Below are 18,107 nucleotides of genomic sequence, written 5' to 3'. Positions count from 1 at the left end.
CGCTCTGAGGTGTGGTCCGAATAGGGTTTGGTTCGTAGCCTGTCAGACGGAGATCGATGGCGCTGGGAGGGCGGGCCGTGGAGGGCAGTGAGACCGGCTGGGGCCGGCCGGCCGAACCAGCGCCGCGGTGGCGTGCGTTGTTGGACCGTGCCCGGCTGGGCGGTCGCGGCGCGGAGCAGACCGAGTCGGACCGGCGTGCCGACGAGGAGACGCCGCCGGATCCGCTGCCCCGGCGTGCGGCCCCCAACGGCTACGCCGGGCGGGCACCCGCCATCGGGCATCCGGCCGATCTGTCGTACGGCGCGGAGCCCGGTTACCGGGCCGAGGCGACCTACCGCGTCGATCCCGCCTACCGGGCCGAGCCGGGTTACCGGGCGGAGCCGGACTACCGGGCCGAGCCCGCGTACCGGGCCGAGCCCGCCTACCGGGCCGAGCCCGCCTACCGGGCCGAGCCTGACTATCGAGCCGAGCCGGCGTACCGCAGCGATCCCCCGGACTACCGCGCTGACCCCGGTTACCGGGCCGAGCCGGGCTATCGCGTTGAGCCGGACTATCGCGCCGCCCCGGGCTACCGGGCCGAACCGGACTACCGGGCCGAGCCGACGTACCGGGCCGAGCCCGAGCCGCCATACCGGGCCGAGCCCGAGCCGCCATACCGGGCCGAGCCCGAGCCGCCGCCGCGCGGCCCCGACCCGGTTCCGTCGCGCTACGCCTTGCTGGACAACGGCTACCGGCCGGGCGACCCGCCGGTGGAGTCGCGCTACGCCCTGCTGGAGACCGGTTACCAGCCGGAGACCGGCTATCCGGCTGCCGCGCCGCCGCCCCCGCCGGTCGCCCCGGCACCCCCGGCGCCGGTCGCCCCGCCAGTCGCACCGCCCGCCGCGCCGCCACCTGCCCCGGCGATCGGCTCGGCCATCGCCGAACGTGCCTACCCGGCCCGGATCGAGTGGCGCCCACCGGCCGTCGACCAGGAGCAGGAGCGCGCCAACGGGGTGCTCCAGCGGGATCTGGGCACGCCCCGGGTGTTCGCCTTCGCCAACCCCAAGGGCGGGGTGCACAAGACCACCGCCACGGTGCTCGCCGCGGCCACGGTCGGCAGCGTCCGCGGCAAGGGCGTGCTGGCCTGGGACGACAACGAGCTGCGCGGCACCCTCGGCCTGCGCGCCGGCAGCGCCCGGCACGCCCGGACGATCCGGCACCTGATCAGCGATCTGGCCCAGATCGAGATCCTGGAGGGCGCGACCCTGCTGGACCGCCTGGACGACTACCTGCGGCACGCCTCCGACGGCTCGTACGACGTGCTGGCCGGCGAGGAGAGCCCGCGCTTCGCCCAGCGACTGGACCAGTTCACCGTCCGCCGGGTGCTGGAGTTGCTGCGGCGTACCCACGACGTGGTCTGCGTGGACACCGGCAACAACGTGGAGAGCCCCAACTGGCGCACCGTGATGCAGGCCGCCGACCAGCTGGTGGTGACCACCGTGCCCCGGGAGGACGCGGCGTTCAGCGCGGACTGGATGCTCGACCTGCTGCACGAGGAGGGCATGGGCGAGTTGGCGGACAACGCGATCACCCTCATCTCCTGCCCGACCCCGGGGCGCTCGACCCTGCAGGACGACCTGGAGCGGCACTTCGCCACCCGTACCCGTGGCGTGGCCGTGGTGCCGTACGACCCGGCACTGGAGACCGGGTCGTCGATCGAGTACCACCAACTCCAGCCGGAGACCCGGCAGGCGTGGCTGCGGGCGGCGGCGATGATGGTGGAGCCGTTCGCCCGGTGAGTTGGTCTGCCGCCCTCGGAGCCCCGGTCGCCCGCCGGGCCTGAGAGGATCATCGGGTGAGCCCGGACAACCCCGACCCTGAGCGGCCCGTCGACGAGCCCGACCAACCTGCGCCAGCCCGTACGCCGGGCGCGACACCGCCACCGGCCGACCCGTCGGCCGTGCCGACGCCGGACGGGTACGACCCGGGTCAGGTGGCCGCGTCGCCGGCGTACCAGAGCTCGTCGGAGCTGACGTCCGACGAGCCGCGTCGTCCGCTGCGGGCCGTGGCCACGGTGCTGGGCGCGGTGCTCGCGCTGGCCCTGCTGGGCGCCCCCCTCGGGCTGCTCTGGGCCGCGCTCGCGCCGGACACTCCGGTGCTGAAGACCGCCGAGGGCGCGATCTACGCCGAGCCGCAACCGGAGCAGCCGATCGCCGCGGACGGCTGGTTCAGCCTGCTCGGGCTCGCCTTCGGGCTGCTCGTGGCGCTCGCCCTGTGGTTCCTGCTGCGTCGGCGGCGCGGCCCGGTCGGGCTGCTCGCCGCGGTGCTCGGCAGCCTGGTCGCCGCACCGGTGGCCTGGCAGGTGGGGCGGCGGATCGGCCTGGCCAGCTTCGACCGGTTGCTGGCGACGGCCCCGGTCGGGCAGGCCTTCAGCAAGCCCGCCGACCTACGGGCCGGCGGGGTCGACTGGCTGCTTGGTGTGCTGCCGGTGCCGCACGGCAACCTGCTCCTGCCGGCGTTCGGCGCCGCGGTCATGTACACCCTGCTGGCCGGCTGGTCGCGGTGGCCGGGGCTGCGTCCGGAGCCCGAGCCGGGGGAGTTCAGTTGGGTGTCGGTGGGGACGCCAGCTCCGCCAGCGGCACCGGAACCGCCCGCACCTGACGCAACAGAGCCGCCTCGCGGTTGAGCAGCCGCAGCTCGGCGCGGAGCCGGGAGGCGGTGTCGTCGATGGCCAGCAGTCGTTGCCGGTCGTCGACGGTGAGCGCCGCGGTCGCCGCCACCAGGTGCGACAGCACCGTCGGATCCTCCGGCAACTGCTCGGAGATCTCCTCCGGGTCGGAGCGGATCAGACCGAGGTACTGCCGGAACACCGCGATCACCCGGGCGGCCAGCAGATCGGCCACCTCGTCCGGACCGCCGGGATCGGGCAGCCACTCGACGTCGGCGGTCAGGTAGGGCGCTGCGTTGTCGTCGACCTCGGCGATCCGGAAACGTCGCCGGCCGACCGTGACGATGTCGAAACCACCATCGGCCAGCTCGGTCACCTGGCGCAGCTCGGCGGTGCAGCCCACCTCGTGCAGGGTGACCGCGCCGACGCCCGAGGTGGGCCGCGACCCGGGACCGGCGGGAGCGACCTCCCACCCGGTCTGGATGGCCACCACGCCGAACTCGCGCGGGGCGCCCTCGGGCAGGTCGACCAGGTGTCGGACCAGTGCCCGGTAGCGCTCCTCGAAGATGTGCAGCGGCAGCACCAACCCGGGAAAGAGCACCGTTGCGAGCGGGAACACCGGCAGCCGTGCGGTCACATGGTCGAGCCTAACCAATCTTGCCCCCGTGGGCGTGGCCCGGCTCACCGTCCCGGCGGACGGGCGGCTCGCGTGCACGTCGGGACGGCCGCCTAGACTCGCAAGGGTGCTGAATCGGATCGACCTGCGCGACGGTCTCGGTGACCCGCGCCGCCTGCTGCCCCGTGCCCAGCTCGACGTGTCGGTCGCCGTCGAGCGCATCCGGCCTCTGGTGGAGGCGGTCCGCGAGCATGGGTACCCGGCGATCCGGGAGGCCAGCGAGCGGTTCGACGGCATCTCTCCGGAGGTGCTGCGGGTGCCGGTCGAGGCGATCACCGAGGCCGAGGGAGTGCTCGACCCGGCGGTGCGCGCCGCGCTGCTGGAATCGATCAGCCGGGCCCGTCGGGTGCACGCCGACCAGCGGCGCACCGACCACACCACCCAGGTGGTGCCCGGCGGCACGGTCACCGAGCGGTGGCTGCCGGTCGACCGGGTCGGCCTCTACGTGCCCGGCGGCCTGGCGATGTACCCGTCGACCGTGGTGATGAACGTGGTGCCCGCCCAGGCGGCCGGGGTGCGCTCGCTGGTGGTGGTCAGCCCGCCGCAGAAGGACAACGGCGGCCTGCCCGACCCCCGCGTGCTCGCCGCCTGCGCGCTGCTCGGCGTCGATGAGGTGTACGCCGTGGGTGGCGCCCAGGCGGTGGCGATGCTGGCCTACGGCGCGGCGGTGGACCCGGCCGGTGAGCTGCGGTGCGACCCGGTCGACCTGATCACCGGCCCCGGCAACATCTGGGTGACCGCCGCCAAACGGCTGCTGCGCGGCGTGGTCGGCATCGACGCCGAGGCCGGCCCGACCGAGATCGCCATCCTGGCCGACGACACGGCCGACCCGGCCCACGTCGCGGCCGACCTGATCAGTCAGGCCGAGCACGACCCGCTCGCCGCGAGCGTGCTGGTCACCCCGTCGCTGGCGTTGGTCGAGGCGGTCGAGGCGCAGTTGGCCCGGCAGGTGCCGGCGACCAAGCACGCCGAGCGGGTGACCACCGCGCTGACCGGTGAGCAGAGCGGCGTGGTCCTGGTCGACGATCTCGAAGCGGGGCTGCGGGTGGTCGACGCGTACGCGGCCGAGCACCTGGAGATCCAGACGGTCGACGCCCGGGAGTGGGCGCTGCGGGTGCGCAACGCCGGGGCGATCTTCGTGGGCGCGTGGTCGCCGGTGTCGCTCGGCGACTACTGCGCCGGGTCCAACCACGTGCTGCCCACCGGCGGCTGCGCCCGGCACTCCTCGGGGCTGTCGGTGCAGTCCTTCCTGCGCGGCGTCCACCTGATCGAGTACACCGAGGCCGCGCTGCGCGACGTGGCTCCGCACGTGGTCACCCTCGCCAACGTGGAGGACCTGCCCGCGCACGGCCAGGCGGTCCAGGCCCGTTTCCCGGGAGGAGCGGCGTGACCAGCCTCGACGAGCTGCCGATCCGTGCCGACCTGCGAGGGCTGTCGCCGTACGGGGCGCCGCAGCTGGACGTGCCGGTGCGGCTCAACACCAACGAGAACTCCCACCCGGTGCCGGAGCCGGTGGTCGAGGCGATCGGCAAGGCGCTCGCGGCCGAGCTGCGCGAACTGAACCGCTACCCGGACCGGGACGCGGTGGCGCTGCGCACCGACCTGGCCGACTATCTCGGGCACGGGCTCACCGTCGAGCAGGTGTGGGCGGCCAACGGCTCCAACGAGATCCAGCAGCAGCTGCTCCAGGTGTTCGGCGGGCCGGGGCGTACCGCGCTCGGCTTCGTTCCGGCGTACTCGATGCATCCGCTGCTGGCCCTCGGCACCGGCACCCGGTGGGTGCCGGCCGAGCGCGGCGTCGACTTCGGGCTGACCGCCGAGGAGGCCGTCGCCCAGGTCCGCGAGCACCGGCCCGACGTGGTCTTCCTCTGCTCCCCGAACAACCCCACCGGCACGGCGCTGGACCCGGCGGTGATCGCCGCGGTGCTCGACGTCGCGCCGGGCATGGTGGTCGTCGACGAGGCGTACGCCGAATTCGCCCGGCCCGGGACGGTCAGCGCCCTCGCGGTGCTGCCCGGCCACCCGCGGCTGGTGGTCACCCGGACGATGAGCAAGGCGTTCGGCTTCGCCGGCGGCCGGCTGGGTTACCTGGCCGCCGACCCGGCGGTGGTACGGGCGGTGCAGCTCGTCCGTCTGCCGTACCATCTCTCCGCGCTCACCCAGGCCGCCGCGCGCGCGGCGGTGGCCCACCGCGACGCCCTTCTCGGTACGGTGAGCGCGATCATGGCGCAGCGGGACCGGATCGTGGCGACGCTGCGCGAACGAGGGTTGCGGGTCGCCGACAGCGACGCCAACTTCGTGCTCTTCGAGGTCGGCGGCGACCAGACCATCGTCTGGAACGCCCTGTTGGCACAGGGGGTGCTGGTCCGCGACGTCGGCCTGCCCGGCTGGCTGCGGGTGACCGCGGGCACCGCCGCCGAGACCGACGCCTTCCTTTCTGCAATGGAGACAACGCAATGAGTCGGACCGCCCGGGTGGAGCGGATCACCAAGGAGACCAAGGTTCTCGTCGAGATCGATCTCGACGGCACCGGCGCCGCCGAGATCAGCACCGGCGTCGGCTTCTACGACCACATGCTGCACCAGATCGCCCGGCACGGTGGCTTCGACCTGACCGTGCAGACGGTGGGTGACCTGGAGATCGACGCGCACCACACGATCGAGGACACCGCGCTCGCCCTGGGCGCCGCCTTCGACCAGGCGTTGGGCGACAAGGCCGGCATCCGGCGGTACGGTTCGGCGACCGTGCCGATGGACGAGGTGCTGGTCCGGGCCGCCGTGGACCTCTCCGGTCGGCCGTACGTGGTGCATGACGAGCCGGTGCTCGCCCCCTACATCGGGCCGGTGTACGCGACCAGCATGACCCGGCACATCTGGGAGTCCTTCGGTCAGGCGGCGCGGGTCACGCTGCACGTCGATGTGCTGCGGGCGGCCCGGCCGGGCGGTCACCCGGACGCGCACCACGTGGTGGAGGCGCAGTTCAAGGCGGTCTCCCGCGCGTTGCGCGAGGCCACCTCGATCGATCCGCGTGCCGTCGGTGCGATCCCGAGCACGAAGGGTGCGCTCTGATGAGCGCGAGGAGCGCAGCGCAGCGGAGCCCCGCAGTCGCGAATGAAGGGTGGCTCTAATGGGTGCCGTGTTGCCGACGTTGTTGCTGATCCTGGCCGGGGTGCTGGTCGGCGGCACCTGGTCGCTGCACCGGCAGGGCGCGCCGAAGGGCGCGGTGGCCCTCACCGCGTTGCTCGCGGTGCTCGCCACGGTCGGCGGGGTGCTCTGGCTGCTGCCGGGGGAGAGCACATGAGTGACGTGGTGGTGCTCGACTACGGCTCGGGCAACCTGCGCTCCGCGGAACGGGCCTTGGCCGCCGCCGGCGCGGATGTCCGGGTGACCGACGACCTGGCCGCCGCGGCTGCCGCCGATGGTCTGGTGGTGCCGGGCGTGGGCGCGTACGCGGCGTGCATGGCCGGGATCGAGGCGTTGGGCGCCGGCCCGGTGATCGCCGAGCGGGTGGCCGCTGGCCGGCCGGTGCTCGGCATCTGCGTGGGCATGCAGGTGCTCTTCGAGCACGGCGACGAGCACGGCGTGGTGACCAAGGGGCTGGGCCTGCTGCCCGGCGGGGTGACCCGGCTGGCCGCGGCCCGGTTGCCGCACATGGGCTGGAACACGGTCCGGGCACCCCGGGAGTCGGTGCTGTTCGCTGGTCTGCCGGAGCAGAGCCGGTTCTACTTCGTCCACTCGTACGCGATGGGCGACCCGGCGGCGCTGGCCGCTGCCGGTGCTACGGTGACCACCGCCCACCACGACACGGATTTCGTCGCGGCGGTGGAGCGCGGCTCGTTGTCGGCGGCCCAGTTCCATCCGGAGAAGTCCGCCGACACCGGTGCCGCGTTGCTGCGCAACTGGCTCGCCACGCTGCCCAGCGGTGGCTGAGCGTCGTCGCGTGACGCCCGGTCGACGGGCGTCGCGGTGAGCCGGGAACGCGCCCGCCGGCGGGCGGAGCGGGAGGCGGAGCAGGCCCGGGAGCGGGCAGTCCGGCAGCGTCGGGTGGCGCGCCGGCAGCGCCGCCGGGCGGTGGTTCGCCGGTTGACGCCGCGGCTGCGGCGGGGTCGCTCCGGGCGGCTGGCCCGGCACACTCGGGGTGAGCGGGCCGCGATCGTGCTGCTCACCGGCGCGGCGGTGATCCTGATCTGGACGTTCGTCGACAACCTGGCGTTGCGTATCGCGCTGATCGTGCTCTTGCTGCTCGTACTGCCGGCGATCGTCGTGATCGCCCTGGACCGTCGTACCTGATCGAGGAGAAGACCGTGAGCCTCACCCTGTTACCCGCCGTGGATGTCGCCGACGGCCGGGCCGTCCGGCTCGTGCAGGGCGCCGTCGGAAGCGAGAGCGTCTACGGTGACCCGTTGGAGTCCGCGCTGGCCTGGCAGCAGGACGGCGCGGAGTGGATCCACCTGGTCGACCTGGACGCGGCGTTCGGTCGGGGCACCAACGCGCACCTGCTGGCGGAGGTGGTGCGCCAGTTGGACGTGAAGGTGGAGCTCTCCGGGGGCATCCGCGACGACGAGTCGTTGCGGGCGGCGCTGGGCACCGGGGCGGCCCGGGTGAACATCGGGACCGCCGCCCTGGAGGATCCGGTCTGGTGTGACCGGGTGGTCGCGGAGTACGGCGATCGGGTGGCCATCGGGCTGGACGTGCGGGGTCACACCCTGTCCGCGCGGGGTTGGACCCGGGATGGCGGCGACCTGTACGAGGTGCTGGAGCGGTTGGACAAGGCGGGCGCGAGCCGGTACGTGGTCACCGACATCACCAAGGACGGCACGATGCGCGGGCCGAACCTGGATCTGCTGCGTGAGGTGTGCGCCCGTACCGACCGGCCGGTGATCGCCTCCGGTGGGGTGTCCACCCTTGACGACCTGCGGGCGTTGGCGACGCTGGAGTCGGCCGGGGTGGAGGGCGTCATCGCCGGCAAGGCGCTCTACGCGGGTGCGTTCACGGTGGCTGAGGCGTTGCGGACGCTGGCCGAGGCGTGACGACGACCCGGCTCGGGTCGGGTGGCCCGTGGGAGCAGCTCTACGGCTATTCCCGGGTGGTCCGGGCCGGTGATCGGGCCTGGACGGCCGGTTGCACGGCGACCGTGGACGGACGGGTGGTGCACGTCGGGGACGCGGCCGCGCAGACCGCGCAGGCGCTGCGGATCGGGCTGGCCGCGCTCGCCGAGGTGGGTGCGGAGCCGGGCGACGTGGTGCGGACCAGGATGTACGTGACGGACCGGCGGCACGCCGACGAGGTGGGCCGGGCGCACAACGCCGTCTTCGGTGCGGTTCGGCCGGCGGCGACGCTGGTGGTGGTGGCCGGTCTGCTGGACCCGGAGCACCTGGTCGAGGTGGAGTTGGAGGCGTACCTCGGCTGAGGTGCGCGTGGTCGGCCGGGTGGCCGACCTGCGGCCCGATAAGTTGTGCGCAACTTAATTGTGGGCTACGGTTCAGCGGTGACCGATGACCTGGTGCTGCGCCGGCAGGTGTGCTTCGCGCTCTACGCCGCGTCGCGCGCACTGACCGACGTCTACCGGCCCATCCTCGACGAGGTCGGGCTGACCTACCCGCAGTACCTGGTGCTGCTGGTGCTCTGGGAGCGTCCCGACGACGCCCCCACGGTGTCCGAGTTGGGCGCCGAGCTGCGGCTGGACTCCGGCACGCTCTCCCCGCTGCTCAAGCGGCTGGAGGGGGCGGGCCTGGTGGTGCGGCGGCGGTCGGCGCGCGACGAGCGGCGGGTCGAGGTGGGCCTCACCGAGCAGGGCCGGGCGCTGCGCGAGCAGCTCTGCGGCGTTCCGCTGCGCATCGCGCAGGCCACCGGTCTGGGCTTCGGTGAGTTGGTCGCGCTGCGCGACACGCTCACCCGGATCACCGACACCATCCACCGACAGAAGGAGCAGTGACCATCATGCAGGTGCTCTACACCGCGTCCGCGACCGCCACCGGTGACGGCCGGGACGGCCACGTCGAGACCTCCGACGGCACGCTCGCGCTCGATCTGGCCGTGCCGAAGGAGATGGGCGGCGCCGGTGGCGCGGCCAACCCCGAGCAGCTCTTCGCCGCCGGTTACGCGGCCTGCTTCCACAGCGCGCTGCGGGTGGTGGCCCGCCGGGTCAAGGCCGACGTGACCGGGTCCGTGGTCGGCGCCGAGGTAGGCATCGGCCCGAACGGCAGTGGCGGCTTCGGGCTCACCGTGCAGCTCGTCGTCGACCTGCCCGCCGCGTCCCGCGAGGTCGCCGAGCAGCTGATCGAGCAGGCCCACCAGGTCTGCCCGTACTCCAACGCCACCCGTGGCAACGTCGACGTCACCCTGACCGTCCGCGAGACCCTGCCCGCCTGACGCGCGGCCCCAGGCCCCATCTGCGGACGAGAGGACGACCACCCCGTGCCCAGCAACCGCGAGATCCACCTGGCCAGTCGCCCCGTCGGCTGGCCCACCGACGAGAACTTCCGGCTCGTCGAGACCGAGGTGCCCACCCCCGGACCGGGCCAGATCGTGGTCCGCAACCAGTACCTGTCCGTCGACCCGTACATGCGCGGACGGATGAACGACGTCAAGTCGTACGTGCCGCCGTTCGCCCTCGACGCTCCCCTCGACGGGGCGGCGATCGGCGAGGTGGTGGCCAGCGAGTCGGCGGAGATCGCCGTCGGGGCCACCGTCCTGCACGGGCTGGGCTGGCGGGAGTACGCGCTGCTCGACGCCACCGCCGCCCGCCCGGTCGACCCGAGCATCGCCCCGGTCAGCGCGTACCTGAGCGTGCTCGGCATGACCGGGCTGACCGCGTACGCCGGGCTGCTGGAGGTGGCCGCGATGAAGCCCGGCGAGACGGTCTTCGTCTCCGCCGCGGCCGGCGCGGTGGGCAGCCTGGTCGGCCAGATCGCCAAGCTCAAGGGCGCCGGCCGGGTGGTCGGCAGCGCCGGTTCGCCGGCCAAGGTCGAGCGGCTGCGGGCACTGGGCTTTGACGCCGCCTTCGACTACCACGACGGGCCGGTCCGCGAGTCGCTGCGGGCGGCCGCGCCGGACGGCGTCGACGTCTACTTCGACAACGTCGGCGGCGACCACCTGGAGGCGGCGATCTCGGTCATGAACCTGCACGGTCGGGCCGCCATCTGCGGCATGATCGGGCAGTACAACGCGACCGAGCCGCCGGCCGCGCCGCGCAACCTGACCCTGGTCATCGGCAAGCGGCTCACCCTGCGCGGCTTCCTGGTCAACGACCACAACCACCTGCGGGCGGCGTTCGTCCGCGACGTCGCGGGCTGGCTGCGCGACGGCACGCTGTCCTACGACGAGACGATCGTGGACGGCATCGAGAACGCCCCGGCCGCGTTCCTCGGCCTGTTGCGCGGCGACAACCTCGGCAAGATGCTCGTCCGCGTGTGACGCCGACCTCTCCCACGGCGGTCGACCCGATCGGGTCGACCGCCGTGCCGGCGCCGGAGGATAGGCTCGCGGCATGACGGTGGCGGTACGGGTAATCCCCTGTCTGGACGTGGACGCCGGACGGGTGGTCAAGGGGGTCAACTTCCTCGACCTGCGCGACGCCGGCGACCCGGTGGAGCTGGCCGCCGCGTACGACCGGGCCGGCGCTGACGAGCTGACCTTCCTCGACGTCACCGCGTCCTCCAGCGACCGGGGCACCATGCTCGACGTGGTGCGCCGCACCGCCGAGTCGGTGTTCATCCCGCTGACCGTCGGTGGCGGGGTCCGGCAGGTCGCCGACGTGGACACGCTGCTGCGCGCCGGGGCGGACAAGGTCGGCGTGAACACCGCCGCCATCGCCCGCCCGGAGCTGATCGCCGAGATCGCCGACCGGTTCGGCCGGCAGGTGCTCGTGCTCTCCCTCGACGTGCGTCGGTCGCCCAACGGCGGCACGCCCAGTGGCTTCGAGGTCACCACGCACGGCGGTCGCCGGGGCACTGGCATCGACGCCGTGTGGTGGGCGCACCGGGGCGCCGAGTTGGGTGCGGGGGAGATCCTGCTCAACTCGATGGACGCCGACGGCACCAAGGCGGGCTTCGACCTGGAGTTGATCGCCGCGGTCCGCGCGGTCGTGGACGTGCCGGTGGTGGCCAGTGGCGGTGCCGGCGAGGTGGCCCACTTTCCGCCCGCGATCGGCGCCGGTGCGGACGCGGTGCTCGCCGCCAGCGTCTTCCACTTCGGCGAGCTGACCGTGGCCGAGGTCAAGGACGCGCTGCGTCGCGGCGGCCACCCGGTGCGCTGAGCCGGTCAGCGCTCGCCCGAGTGCCCCTCCGGTGACCGGCGGGGCGAGGGGATCGAACGGACCGCGTACTCCTGCACGGCAGCCGCGTGGTCGGCCTCGTCCAGCATCCAGTCGGCGCTGCCGGGCGCGTGCCGGCGGGTCAGCACGCCCTGCACGGTGTCCACCATGGTCGCCACACCCGCGCGCGGCCGGGTACGCCACAGCTGCTCACCCTCGGCGGTGATCCGGAACCAGCCGTCGGCGACGCTGACCAGCCCGGCGCCGACCAGCCGCTGAACCGCGGCCTCCACCTCGTGCCGTTGCGGGATCGCGTGGTTGAGGTGGTCGGCGGTGGAGAGCACGTCGGCCAGGCGGACGCCCTCCGGGCGTCGACTTGTCGCCGACCGACGGTGCCGCCCCGCTCCGCTCGCGATGACGAGTGACACGAAGATCCAGGCGTCCGTCCAGCGCCAACCGTTCTCCCCCATGCAGAGATGATGACGGCGCACGTCCCGGAAGGGAACACCCACCCCTGCATCCGGTGCGCCACACCACCGCGACGTACCGGTTCGCGGACGGTCGGTGAGGGTTCAGCCGGTCGGGGCGGCCGGCGCGGCGCTCCCGGGCGGGGACACCGCGCTGTCGGGTGCGGCGCCCTCCGGCACGGCGAACAGCGGGATGAAGAACTGCGCCAGCGGACCGATGGCCAGCGCGTACGCGACGGTGCCCACGCCGACGGTGCCGTCGAGCAGCCAGCCCAGCGCCAGCACGGTGACCTCGATGACGGTGCGTACCAGCCGCACCGACCGGCCGGGTCGGCGGGCCACGTAGCCGGTCATCAGACCGTCGCGGGGGCCGGGTCCCAACCGGGCGCCGAGATAGAGGGCGGTGGCCGCACCGTTGGCGACGATCCCGGTGATCAGCAGTGCGATCCGGACGCTGAGCGGGCCGCCCGCGGGCAGCAGGGCCAGGGTGGCGTCCACGACCAGGCCAATCACCACGACGTTGCTGACCGTGCCGAGGCCGGGTCGCTGTCGCAGCGGGATCCAGAGCAGTAGGACCAGCGCGCCGACGCCGATGGTGACCGTGCCGAAGGACAGCCCGGTCAGCTCGGAGAGCCCCTGGTGGAACACGTCCCACGGGTCGAGGCCCAGGTGGGAGCGGATCATCAGGGCCATGCTGACGCCGTAGAGCGCGAGCCCCAGGTAGAGCTGGACCAACCGTCGAACCGGCCGGTGCCGCAGATTGCCAAGCAGTGCCATGCATGCCACCCTAGATGCCAATCCTCGTCGAGGAAGAAGCCAATATTCGAGGAGTGGCTATGACCGGGCAGGTGCGCGGAGTCCAATTAGCCCGTCTGCTCGGGCAGTGGCATGCGTTGCCGGGCCGCCGGCGAAGCCCGGACTACGCCGCTCTGGCCGGCGCGGTGCGCGGGCTGCTCGCCGACGGCCGGCTGCCGCTGGGCGTCCGCCTGCCGGCCGAACGGGAGCTGGCCGAGGCGCTCCGGATCAGCCGGACCACGGTCACCGCTGCCTACCGGCAGCTGCGCGAGACCGGGCACCTGGCCAGCCGCCGGGGCGCCGGCAGCTGGACGATGCTGCCGGGCAACCACCGGGTGGCCAGCACCGGCCTGTGGACCCCGCTGGACGACCGGGAGATGCTCGACCTCGGCGTCGCCGCGCTGGCTGCCCCGCCCCAACTGCTGTCGGCCGCTCGGGCCGCCACCGAAGACCTGCCCCGCTACCTGAGCGGGGCCGGCTACCACCCGACCGGCATCATCGAGCTGCGCGAGGCGGTGGCCGACGCGTACACCGCCCGGGGGCTGCCCACCTCCGCCGAGCAGATCATGGTCACCAGCGGCACCCAGCACGCCCTGGATCTGGTGCTGCGACTCGCCCTGGCCCCGGGCGGCACCGTGCTGGTCGAGTCCCCGACCTACCCCAACGCGCTCGCCGCGCTGGCCGGCCGGCGGGCCCGCGTCAGCACCCACGGCCTGGCCGCCGACACCGGCTGGGAGCCCGACCTGCTGCTGGGCAGCCTCCGGCAGACCCGGCCCAAGCTGGCCTACCTGATTCCGGAGTTCCAGAACCCCACCGGGCACCTGATGCCCGCCACGCTCCGCGAGCAGGTGGTGGCCGCCGCCCACGCGGTCGGCACCGACCTGATCATCGACGAGTCCTTCGTGGACCTGTCGATGGACGGCACCGAGCTGCCGCCCCCGGTCGCCACCTACGACCGGCACAGCCGGGTGATCAGCATCGGTGGAATGAGCAAGCCCTACTGGGGTGGCCTGCGGATCGGCTGGGTGCGCGCGTCCGCGCCGCAGGTGCAGCGGCTGGCCGCCGTGCGGGTCGGGGTCGACATGGCCAGCCCGGTACTGGACCAGCTGGTCGCGGTGCACCTGCTCGCCGACGCCGAGGCCATCGTCGCCGACCGTCGCGTCCAGTTGGCCGTCCAGCGCGACGCCCTGCTCGGCGCGCTGGCGCACCGACTGCCGGAGTGGCGGGTCACCGTGCCACGCGGTGGCGTGACGCTCTGGGCCGAGTTGGACGGCCCGGTCTCCAGCGCGTTGGCCCGGGCCGCGGAGGAGGTCGGCGTACGGCTGGCGCCCGGCCCCCGGTTCGGCCTGGACGGCACCATGGAGCGTTTTCTGCGGCTGCCGTTCACCCTGCCCGCGGCGGACCTCGTGGAGGCCGTCGAGCGGCTCGCGGCAATCCGCTACGACCTGGACCGGGCCGACCGTCAGCGGTGGCGCGAGCCCGCCGTCATCGCCTGAGCGGCCCTCGGCCGTCGACGCCGGTGGCCCCGTACCCGATCGGGTACGGGGCCACCGGTGACGCGTCAGAGCTCGGCGAGGGTGCCGGCGTACATCTTGTCGATCTCGGCGGCGAAGTTGGTCTCCACGCCCCGCCGCTTGATCTTCAACGACGGCGTGATCTCGCCGTCCTCGATCGTCAGATCACGCGGCAGGATGGCCACCTTCTTGATCGTCTCCCAGCGGTTGAGCTTGGCGTTGAGCTGGGCGACGTACTCCTCGACCATCGTCTGGGCCTCGTCCGAGGCGACGATTTCGGTGTAGCTGCGCCCCTCCAGCGGGCCGCCGGCGACCCAGCCCCGGATCGCGTCCGGGTCCAGGGTGACCAGCATCGTGCAGAAGTTGCGGGCCTGACCGACAACGACCGCCTGGGAGGTGTACGGGCAGATGGCCTTGAACATCCCCTCGATGTGCGACGGCGCGATGTACTTGCCACCCGAGGTCTTGACCAGGTCCTTCTTGCGGTCGGTGATCCGTAGGTAGCCCTGCTCGTCGAGGGTGCCGATGTCACCGGTACGGAAGAAGCCCTCCTCGGTGAACGCGGCGGCGGTCTCCTCCGGCAGGTTGTGGTAGCCGCGCATCACCGGCCGGCCCCGCACCAGGATCTCCCCGTCGGTGTCGATCCGGCACTCCAGGTCACCCATCGCGCGGCCGACCGTGCCGATCCGCAGCCCGGCCGGCGGGTTGACGAAGTTGCCGGCGCTGGTCTCGGTCAGGCCGTAGCCCTCGGAGATCGGCAGGTTCGCGGCGGCGAAGAAGGTAGCGATCTCCGGGCTGAGCGGCGCGGCGCCGGACACCAGCACCCGCATCCGGCCGCCCAGGCGGGCCTGGAGCTTGCTGAACACCAGCTTCTCGGCCAGCCCGTAGCGCAGCTTCAGCCCCGCCGGCACCGGCTTGCCGGCCTGCTCCAGGGCGACCTTCTCCTTGCCGACGCCGACGGCCCAGGCGAAGATCTTCGCCTTCGCCCCGCCGGCGTCCTGCGCGGTGGTCACCGCCTTGTTGTAGACCTTCTCGAAGACGCGGGGAGCGCCGCACATCAGCGTCGGACGGATGACCGAGAGCAGGTCGACCAGCTTGTCGACCCGTCCGTCGACGTAGGTGGGCAGGCCGACGTGGATGGCGCCGCAGAGCAGGGTCTTGCCGAACGAGTGGGCCAGCGGCAGCCACAGGTACTGCAGGTCGTCGTCGCGCAGTAGCCCGACCTCCGCCTGCGCCACGGCCTCCCAGCACCAGCCGCCGTGCAGCAGCTCGACGCCCTTGGGTTGGCCGGTGGTGCCGGAGGTGTAGATCAGAGTGGCCAGGTGGTCCGGGCCGATGCCGGCCACCAGCATGTCGATCAGATCCGGCTCGGCGGCGAGCGCCTGGGTGCCCCGCTCCTCCAACTCCGCGAGCGTCAACTGCGGAATCGCGGCGGCCGGGTCGACGGCGCCGTCGAGGAGCACGACGTGGGTGAGCGCGGGCAGGGTTGCGCCGGCGATCTTCGCCGCCTGGGCCGGGTTCTCCGCGAACAGCACCTTCGACCCGGAGTCGGCGATGATGTAGGTCGCGTCAGCCGGCTCGGTGGTCGGGTAGACGGTGGTGGTCGCGCCGCCAGCGCACATGATGCCGAGGTCGGCGATCACCCAGTCCAGCCGGGTGTTGGCGAGGATCGCCACCGGGTCCTCCGGGCCGACACCCAGGCCGTGCAGGCCGGCGGCGACCGCCTTGGCGCGCTGGCTGACCTGGGCCCAGGTCAGCCAGTCAGCCCCCGAGTCGTCGGAGTTCGGGGACGCGAACGCGAACCGGTCGGGGGTGGCCGCCACGCGCTTGAGGAACATGTCCGGGATGGAGCGGTACGGTACATCGAGAGCCATCGCTGTAGCCGCCTTCGGGGTGGTGGCGTGACGGTCGTCACGTCATGATGGTTACCGAAGAGTATTGCCTGGCACCGTGCATCGGCTAGCCCTGGTGATCGACCGGCCGTCCCATCCCACCAACCGGTACGGTCGGTCAGGCGTACCGGGCAGCCACCACTGACCAGTCGTAGGTGGCCCGGACCCAGTTGCGTCGAACCGTCAACGCGTCGCGGATTTCGTCGTCGCCGGTGGCCAGCAACGCCTCCTCCGCGTCCAGGTACGCCGCCAACCCCTGGTTGAACTGGTTCGCCGCGCTCCGCAGCGCGGTCGCCTCGTCCGCGTCGGTGTCCTGGGCGATCACCGTCACCAGATTGTGCGCGTCCGGGTCGGCCCGGCTCTCCTTGCCGTAGGAGAAGAGGTCGTTGCACCAGCAGACCAGGTCCACCGCCAGCAGGTCCAGGGCGACCAGCCCCGGGTTGGCGCGCTGGGTTGGCCCGGTGGGCCGCGTCGAGGCCAGGTCGGTCAGGGTGAGGCAGGGGTGCACACCGCCGATGTGCCGACGCAGTTGGACGTACTCCGCCACCTCGGGCACCCGCCGTCGCTCCCGGTTGCCCGCCTCCCAGAGCAGCGCCAACAGGTACTCGCGCATCTGGCTGACGAACCGCAGCAGCAACGCGGCGTGGCCGTGCAGCCGGGCCCGACGGCAGAGATCGTGCAGCGCGTCACCCAGCGGCCCGATGGCGGGTGGTACGGCGTCCGGGTCACCGCACCGGTCCAGCACGTCGAGCAGGGTGCTGATCGCCGGGCCGAGGCGAACGGGGTCAGCGCCGAGGCCGTCCTCGTCGCAGGCGTCGTCCATCACGAAGAGCCAGCTGATCAGGTCGGTGAGCAGCCGTAGCCCGTCCACCGAGCCGTCCGGGCAGGCGCGACCGGCCAGGCCGGCGGCGTCGGCCCGTTGCAGGCGATGCACACGTTGACTGGAATCGACCAATCCGAACGCGCGCGCCCACTCGACACTCTCGCTCGCCACCTGCTCCGTTGCGCCGTGGCGCCCCGTGGGAAACGGGGGCTCCCGCAGCGCCGAAATCGCGAAACTCCGCACAGTGCGCCCCCACTTCGTGCCGCCCGGCGCAGAGCGGCGCGGTGAAGCGTACGGGAGGAGGTATCAGCGAGCCTCGCTGGGTGTGGGGAATCGCACACGCGTTCGGTGACTGTTTTTGCACACAGAGTCACATGCCCAGGTTGGCGGTGCGTAGCCGCCGAGCGGCCTCCACCGAACCGTTCAGCTGGACCCGGGCCACCCGTTGCCGCCCGGAGAAGAACAACACCAATTCGGCTGGGGCGCCGACCAGGCGCAGCCGCTCGCCGCCGCGACCCACGGAAACCTCGCCATGGCCGGGCGCCTGCACGTAGAGGTCCGCCGGGAATCGGCGCAGCGCCAACCGGGCCATCGGGGCCGCGCGTTTCCACAGCGCGCTCTGCAGGGCGGCGGGTAGATCGCGCGGCTGCCACCCGGGGCCGGCCCGCCGGACGTCCTCGTGATGGATGAAGAACTCCATCGTGTTGGCCAGCTCGTCGGTCAGCGGGTTGCTGATCGGGCTCCATCGCGGCGGTCGCCGGACCTGCGCCACCAGCTCTGGGTAGGGCAGGGCGGCGAGTCGCCGACGGACCCGCTCGGCGTAGCCGCGCAGTGGCGGTAGCACGATCCCACCCGCCGCGTCCGGGCGGCGCTCCCGCAGCACCAGGTGCGCGGCGAGGTCGCGGGTCGCCCAGCCTTCGTTGATCGTCGGGGCGTCCGGCCCGAGGGCCAGCAGGAGATCGGCCAGCGCCTCGCGCTCGGCTCGGGCGTACCGCGGCATGGCCCGATCGTAGGCCCGGCGGCCCGGCGGCGCGCGACAG

General features: G+C 73.0%; 21 protein-coding genes. 15 read left to right on the top strand and 6 right to left on the bottom strand.

From position 1 onward, the window contains the following. Positions 1-56 precede the first annotated feature (56 nt). The gene (locus tag ACIBF8_RS11940) at positions 57-1,778 is read left to right on the top strand and encodes an AAA family ATPase (RefSeq protein WP_396782642.1); all 1,722 of its coding nucleotides are present in this window, start codon (positions 57-59) and stop codon (positions 1,776-1,778) included. 56 nt (positions 1,779-1,834) lie between these two features. Next, positions 1,835-2,665, top strand: a complete 831-nt coding sequence (locus tag ACIBF8_RS11935) for a DUF2567 domain-containing protein (RefSeq protein ID WP_396782640.1) — start codon at positions 1,835-1,837, stop codon at positions 2,663-2,665. On the opposite strand, the gene ACIBF8_RS11930 is transcribed toward ACIBF8_RS11935, so the two are convergent. Further along, a complete protein-coding gene (locus ACIBF8_RS11930; protein ID WP_396782638.1) occupies positions 2,580-3,284 on the bottom strand; it encodes an LON peptidase substrate-binding domain-containing protein in 705 nt (234 codons plus the stop codon). The genes ACIBF8_RS11935 and ACIBF8_RS11930 overlap by 86 nt on opposite strands. A 106-nt stretch (positions 3,285-3,390) precedes the next feature. Between ACIBF8_RS11930 and hisD the strand changes: the two genes are divergently transcribed. From hisD to hisF, 12 genes are all read left to right on the top strand, one after another. After that, entirely contained in the window at positions 3,391-4,713 is a 1,323-nt protein-coding gene (gene hisD, locus ACIBF8_RS11925; protein WP_396782637.1) for a histidinol dehydrogenase, read from the top strand. Continuing rightward, positions 4,710-5,783 carry a histidinol-phosphate transaminase gene (locus ACIBF8_RS11920; protein WP_396782636.1) on the top strand — a complete coding sequence of 358 codons (1,074 nt, stop codon included), beginning with the start codon at positions 4,710-4,712 and terminating at the stop codon, positions 5,781-5,783. Before hisD ends, ACIBF8_RS11920 begins: the two co-directional genes overlap by 4 nt. Continuing rightward, positions 5,780-6,391: an imidazoleglycerol-phosphate dehydratase HisB gene (gene hisB / locus ACIBF8_RS11915; RefSeq protein WP_396782634.1), complete on the top strand. Its 612-nt coding sequence runs from the start codon at positions 5,780-5,782 to the stop codon at positions 6,389-6,391. The genes ACIBF8_RS11920 and hisB overlap by 4 nt, the downstream gene beginning before the upstream one ends. 58 nt (positions 6,392-6,449) lie before the next feature. Continuing rightward, positions 6,450-6,623, top strand: a complete 174-nt coding sequence (locus ACIBF8_RS11910; RefSeq protein WP_396782633.1) for a hypothetical protein — start codon at positions 6,450-6,452, stop codon at positions 6,621-6,623. Further along, complete coding sequence (hisH, locus tag ACIBF8_RS11905; protein ID WP_396782631.1) at positions 6,620-7,252, top strand: imidazole glycerol phosphate synthase subunit HisH; 633 nt, start codon at positions 6,620-6,622, stop codon at positions 7,250-7,252. The genes ACIBF8_RS11910 and hisH overlap by 4 nt, the downstream gene beginning before the upstream one ends. A gap of 36 nt (positions 7,253-7,288) precedes the next feature. Continuing rightward, on the top strand, positions 7,289-7,612 hold the full coding sequence (locus ACIBF8_RS11900; protein WP_396782630.1) for a hypothetical protein: 324 nt from the start codon (positions 7,289-7,291) through the stop codon (positions 7,610-7,612). Positions 7,613-7,626: 14 nt separating this feature from the next. Beyond that, a complete protein-coding gene (gene priA / locus ACIBF8_RS11895; protein WP_396782628.1) occupies positions 7,627-8,352 on the top strand; it encodes a bifunctional 1-(5-phosphoribosyl)-5-((5-phosphoribosylamino)methylideneamino)imidazole-4-carboxamide isomerase/phosphoribosylanthranilate isomerase PriA in 726 nt (241 codons plus the stop codon). Further along, positions 8,349-8,732: a RidA family protein gene (locus ACIBF8_RS11890; protein ID WP_396782627.1), complete on the top strand. Its 384-nt coding sequence runs from the start codon at positions 8,349-8,351 to the stop codon at positions 8,730-8,732. The genes priA and ACIBF8_RS11890 overlap by 4 nt, the downstream gene beginning before the upstream one ends. A 78-nt stretch (positions 8,733-8,810) precedes the next feature. Then, the gene (locus ACIBF8_RS11885; RefSeq protein ID WP_396782626.1) at positions 8,811-9,257 is read left to right on the top strand and encodes a MarR family winged helix-turn-helix transcriptional regulator; all 447 of its coding nucleotides are present in this window, start codon (positions 8,811-8,813) and stop codon (positions 9,255-9,257) included. A gap of 5 nt (positions 9,258-9,262) precedes the next feature. Then, on the top strand, positions 9,263-9,694 hold the full coding sequence (locus ACIBF8_RS11880; RefSeq protein WP_396783098.1) for an organic hydroperoxide resistance protein: 432 nt from the start codon (positions 9,263-9,265) through the stop codon (positions 9,692-9,694). Between the two features lie 45 nt (positions 9,695-9,739). Further along, on the top strand, positions 9,740-10,738 hold the full coding sequence (locus ACIBF8_RS11875; RefSeq protein ID WP_396782625.1) for an NADP-dependent oxidoreductase: 999 nt from the start codon (positions 9,740-9,742) through the stop codon (positions 10,736-10,738). A 73-nt stretch (positions 10,739-10,811) separates the two neighbouring features. Further along, positions 10,812-11,579, top strand: coding sequence for an imidazole glycerol phosphate synthase subunit HisF (gene hisF, locus ACIBF8_RS11870; RefSeq protein WP_396782623.1), 768 nt, complete (start codon positions 10,812-10,814; stop codon positions 11,577-11,579). Between the two features lie 5 nt (positions 11,580-11,584). Here hisF and ACIBF8_RS11865 read toward each other — a convergent pair whose 3' ends face one another. Continuing rightward, entirely contained in the window at positions 11,585-12,046 is a 462-nt protein-coding gene (locus tag ACIBF8_RS11865) for a hypothetical protein (RefSeq protein WP_396782621.1), read from the bottom strand. 102 nt (positions 12,047-12,148) lie between these two features. After that, entirely contained in the window at positions 12,149-12,820 is a 672-nt protein-coding gene (locus ACIBF8_RS11860; RefSeq protein ID WP_396782620.1) for a YitT family protein, read from the bottom strand. Positions 12,821-12,879: 59 nt separating this feature from the next. Between ACIBF8_RS11860 and ACIBF8_RS11855 the strand changes: the two genes are divergently transcribed. Beyond that, a complete protein-coding gene (locus ACIBF8_RS11855) occupies positions 12,880-14,334 on the top strand; it encodes a PLP-dependent aminotransferase family protein (protein WP_396782618.1) in 1,455 nt (484 codons plus the stop codon). A 65-nt stretch (positions 14,335-14,399) separates the two neighbouring features. Here the strand turns inward: ACIBF8_RS11855 and ACIBF8_RS11850 are convergent, their stop codons facing one another. From ACIBF8_RS11850 to ACIBF8_RS11840, 3 genes are all read right to left on the bottom strand, one after another. Continuing rightward, complete coding sequence (locus ACIBF8_RS11850) at positions 14,400-16,226, bottom strand: AMP-dependent synthetase/ligase (RefSeq protein WP_396782617.1); 1,827 nt, start codon at positions 16,224-16,226, stop codon at positions 14,400-14,402. A gap of 136 nt (positions 16,227-16,362) precedes the next feature. Beyond that, positions 16,363-17,178 (bottom strand): terpene synthase, encoded by an 816-nt coding sequence (locus ACIBF8_RS11845; RefSeq protein WP_396782616.1) that lies wholly within the window; start codon positions 17,176-17,178, stop codon positions 16,363-16,365. Positions 17,179-17,437: 259 nt separating this feature from the next. Further along, a complete protein-coding gene (locus tag ACIBF8_RS11840) occupies positions 17,438-18,067 on the bottom strand; it encodes a TIGR03085 family metal-binding protein (RefSeq protein ID WP_396782614.1) in 630 nt (209 codons plus the stop codon). Positions 18,068-18,107: the final 40 nt, after the last annotated feature.

The organism is Micromonospora sp. NPDC050276 (assembly GCF_044459545.1).
In the GTDB taxonomy this organism is placed as follows: domain Bacteria; phylum Actinomycetota; class Actinomycetes; order Mycobacteriales; family Micromonosporaceae; genus Micromonospora.
This window is presented reverse-complemented; position numbering and strand designations above follow the sequence as displayed.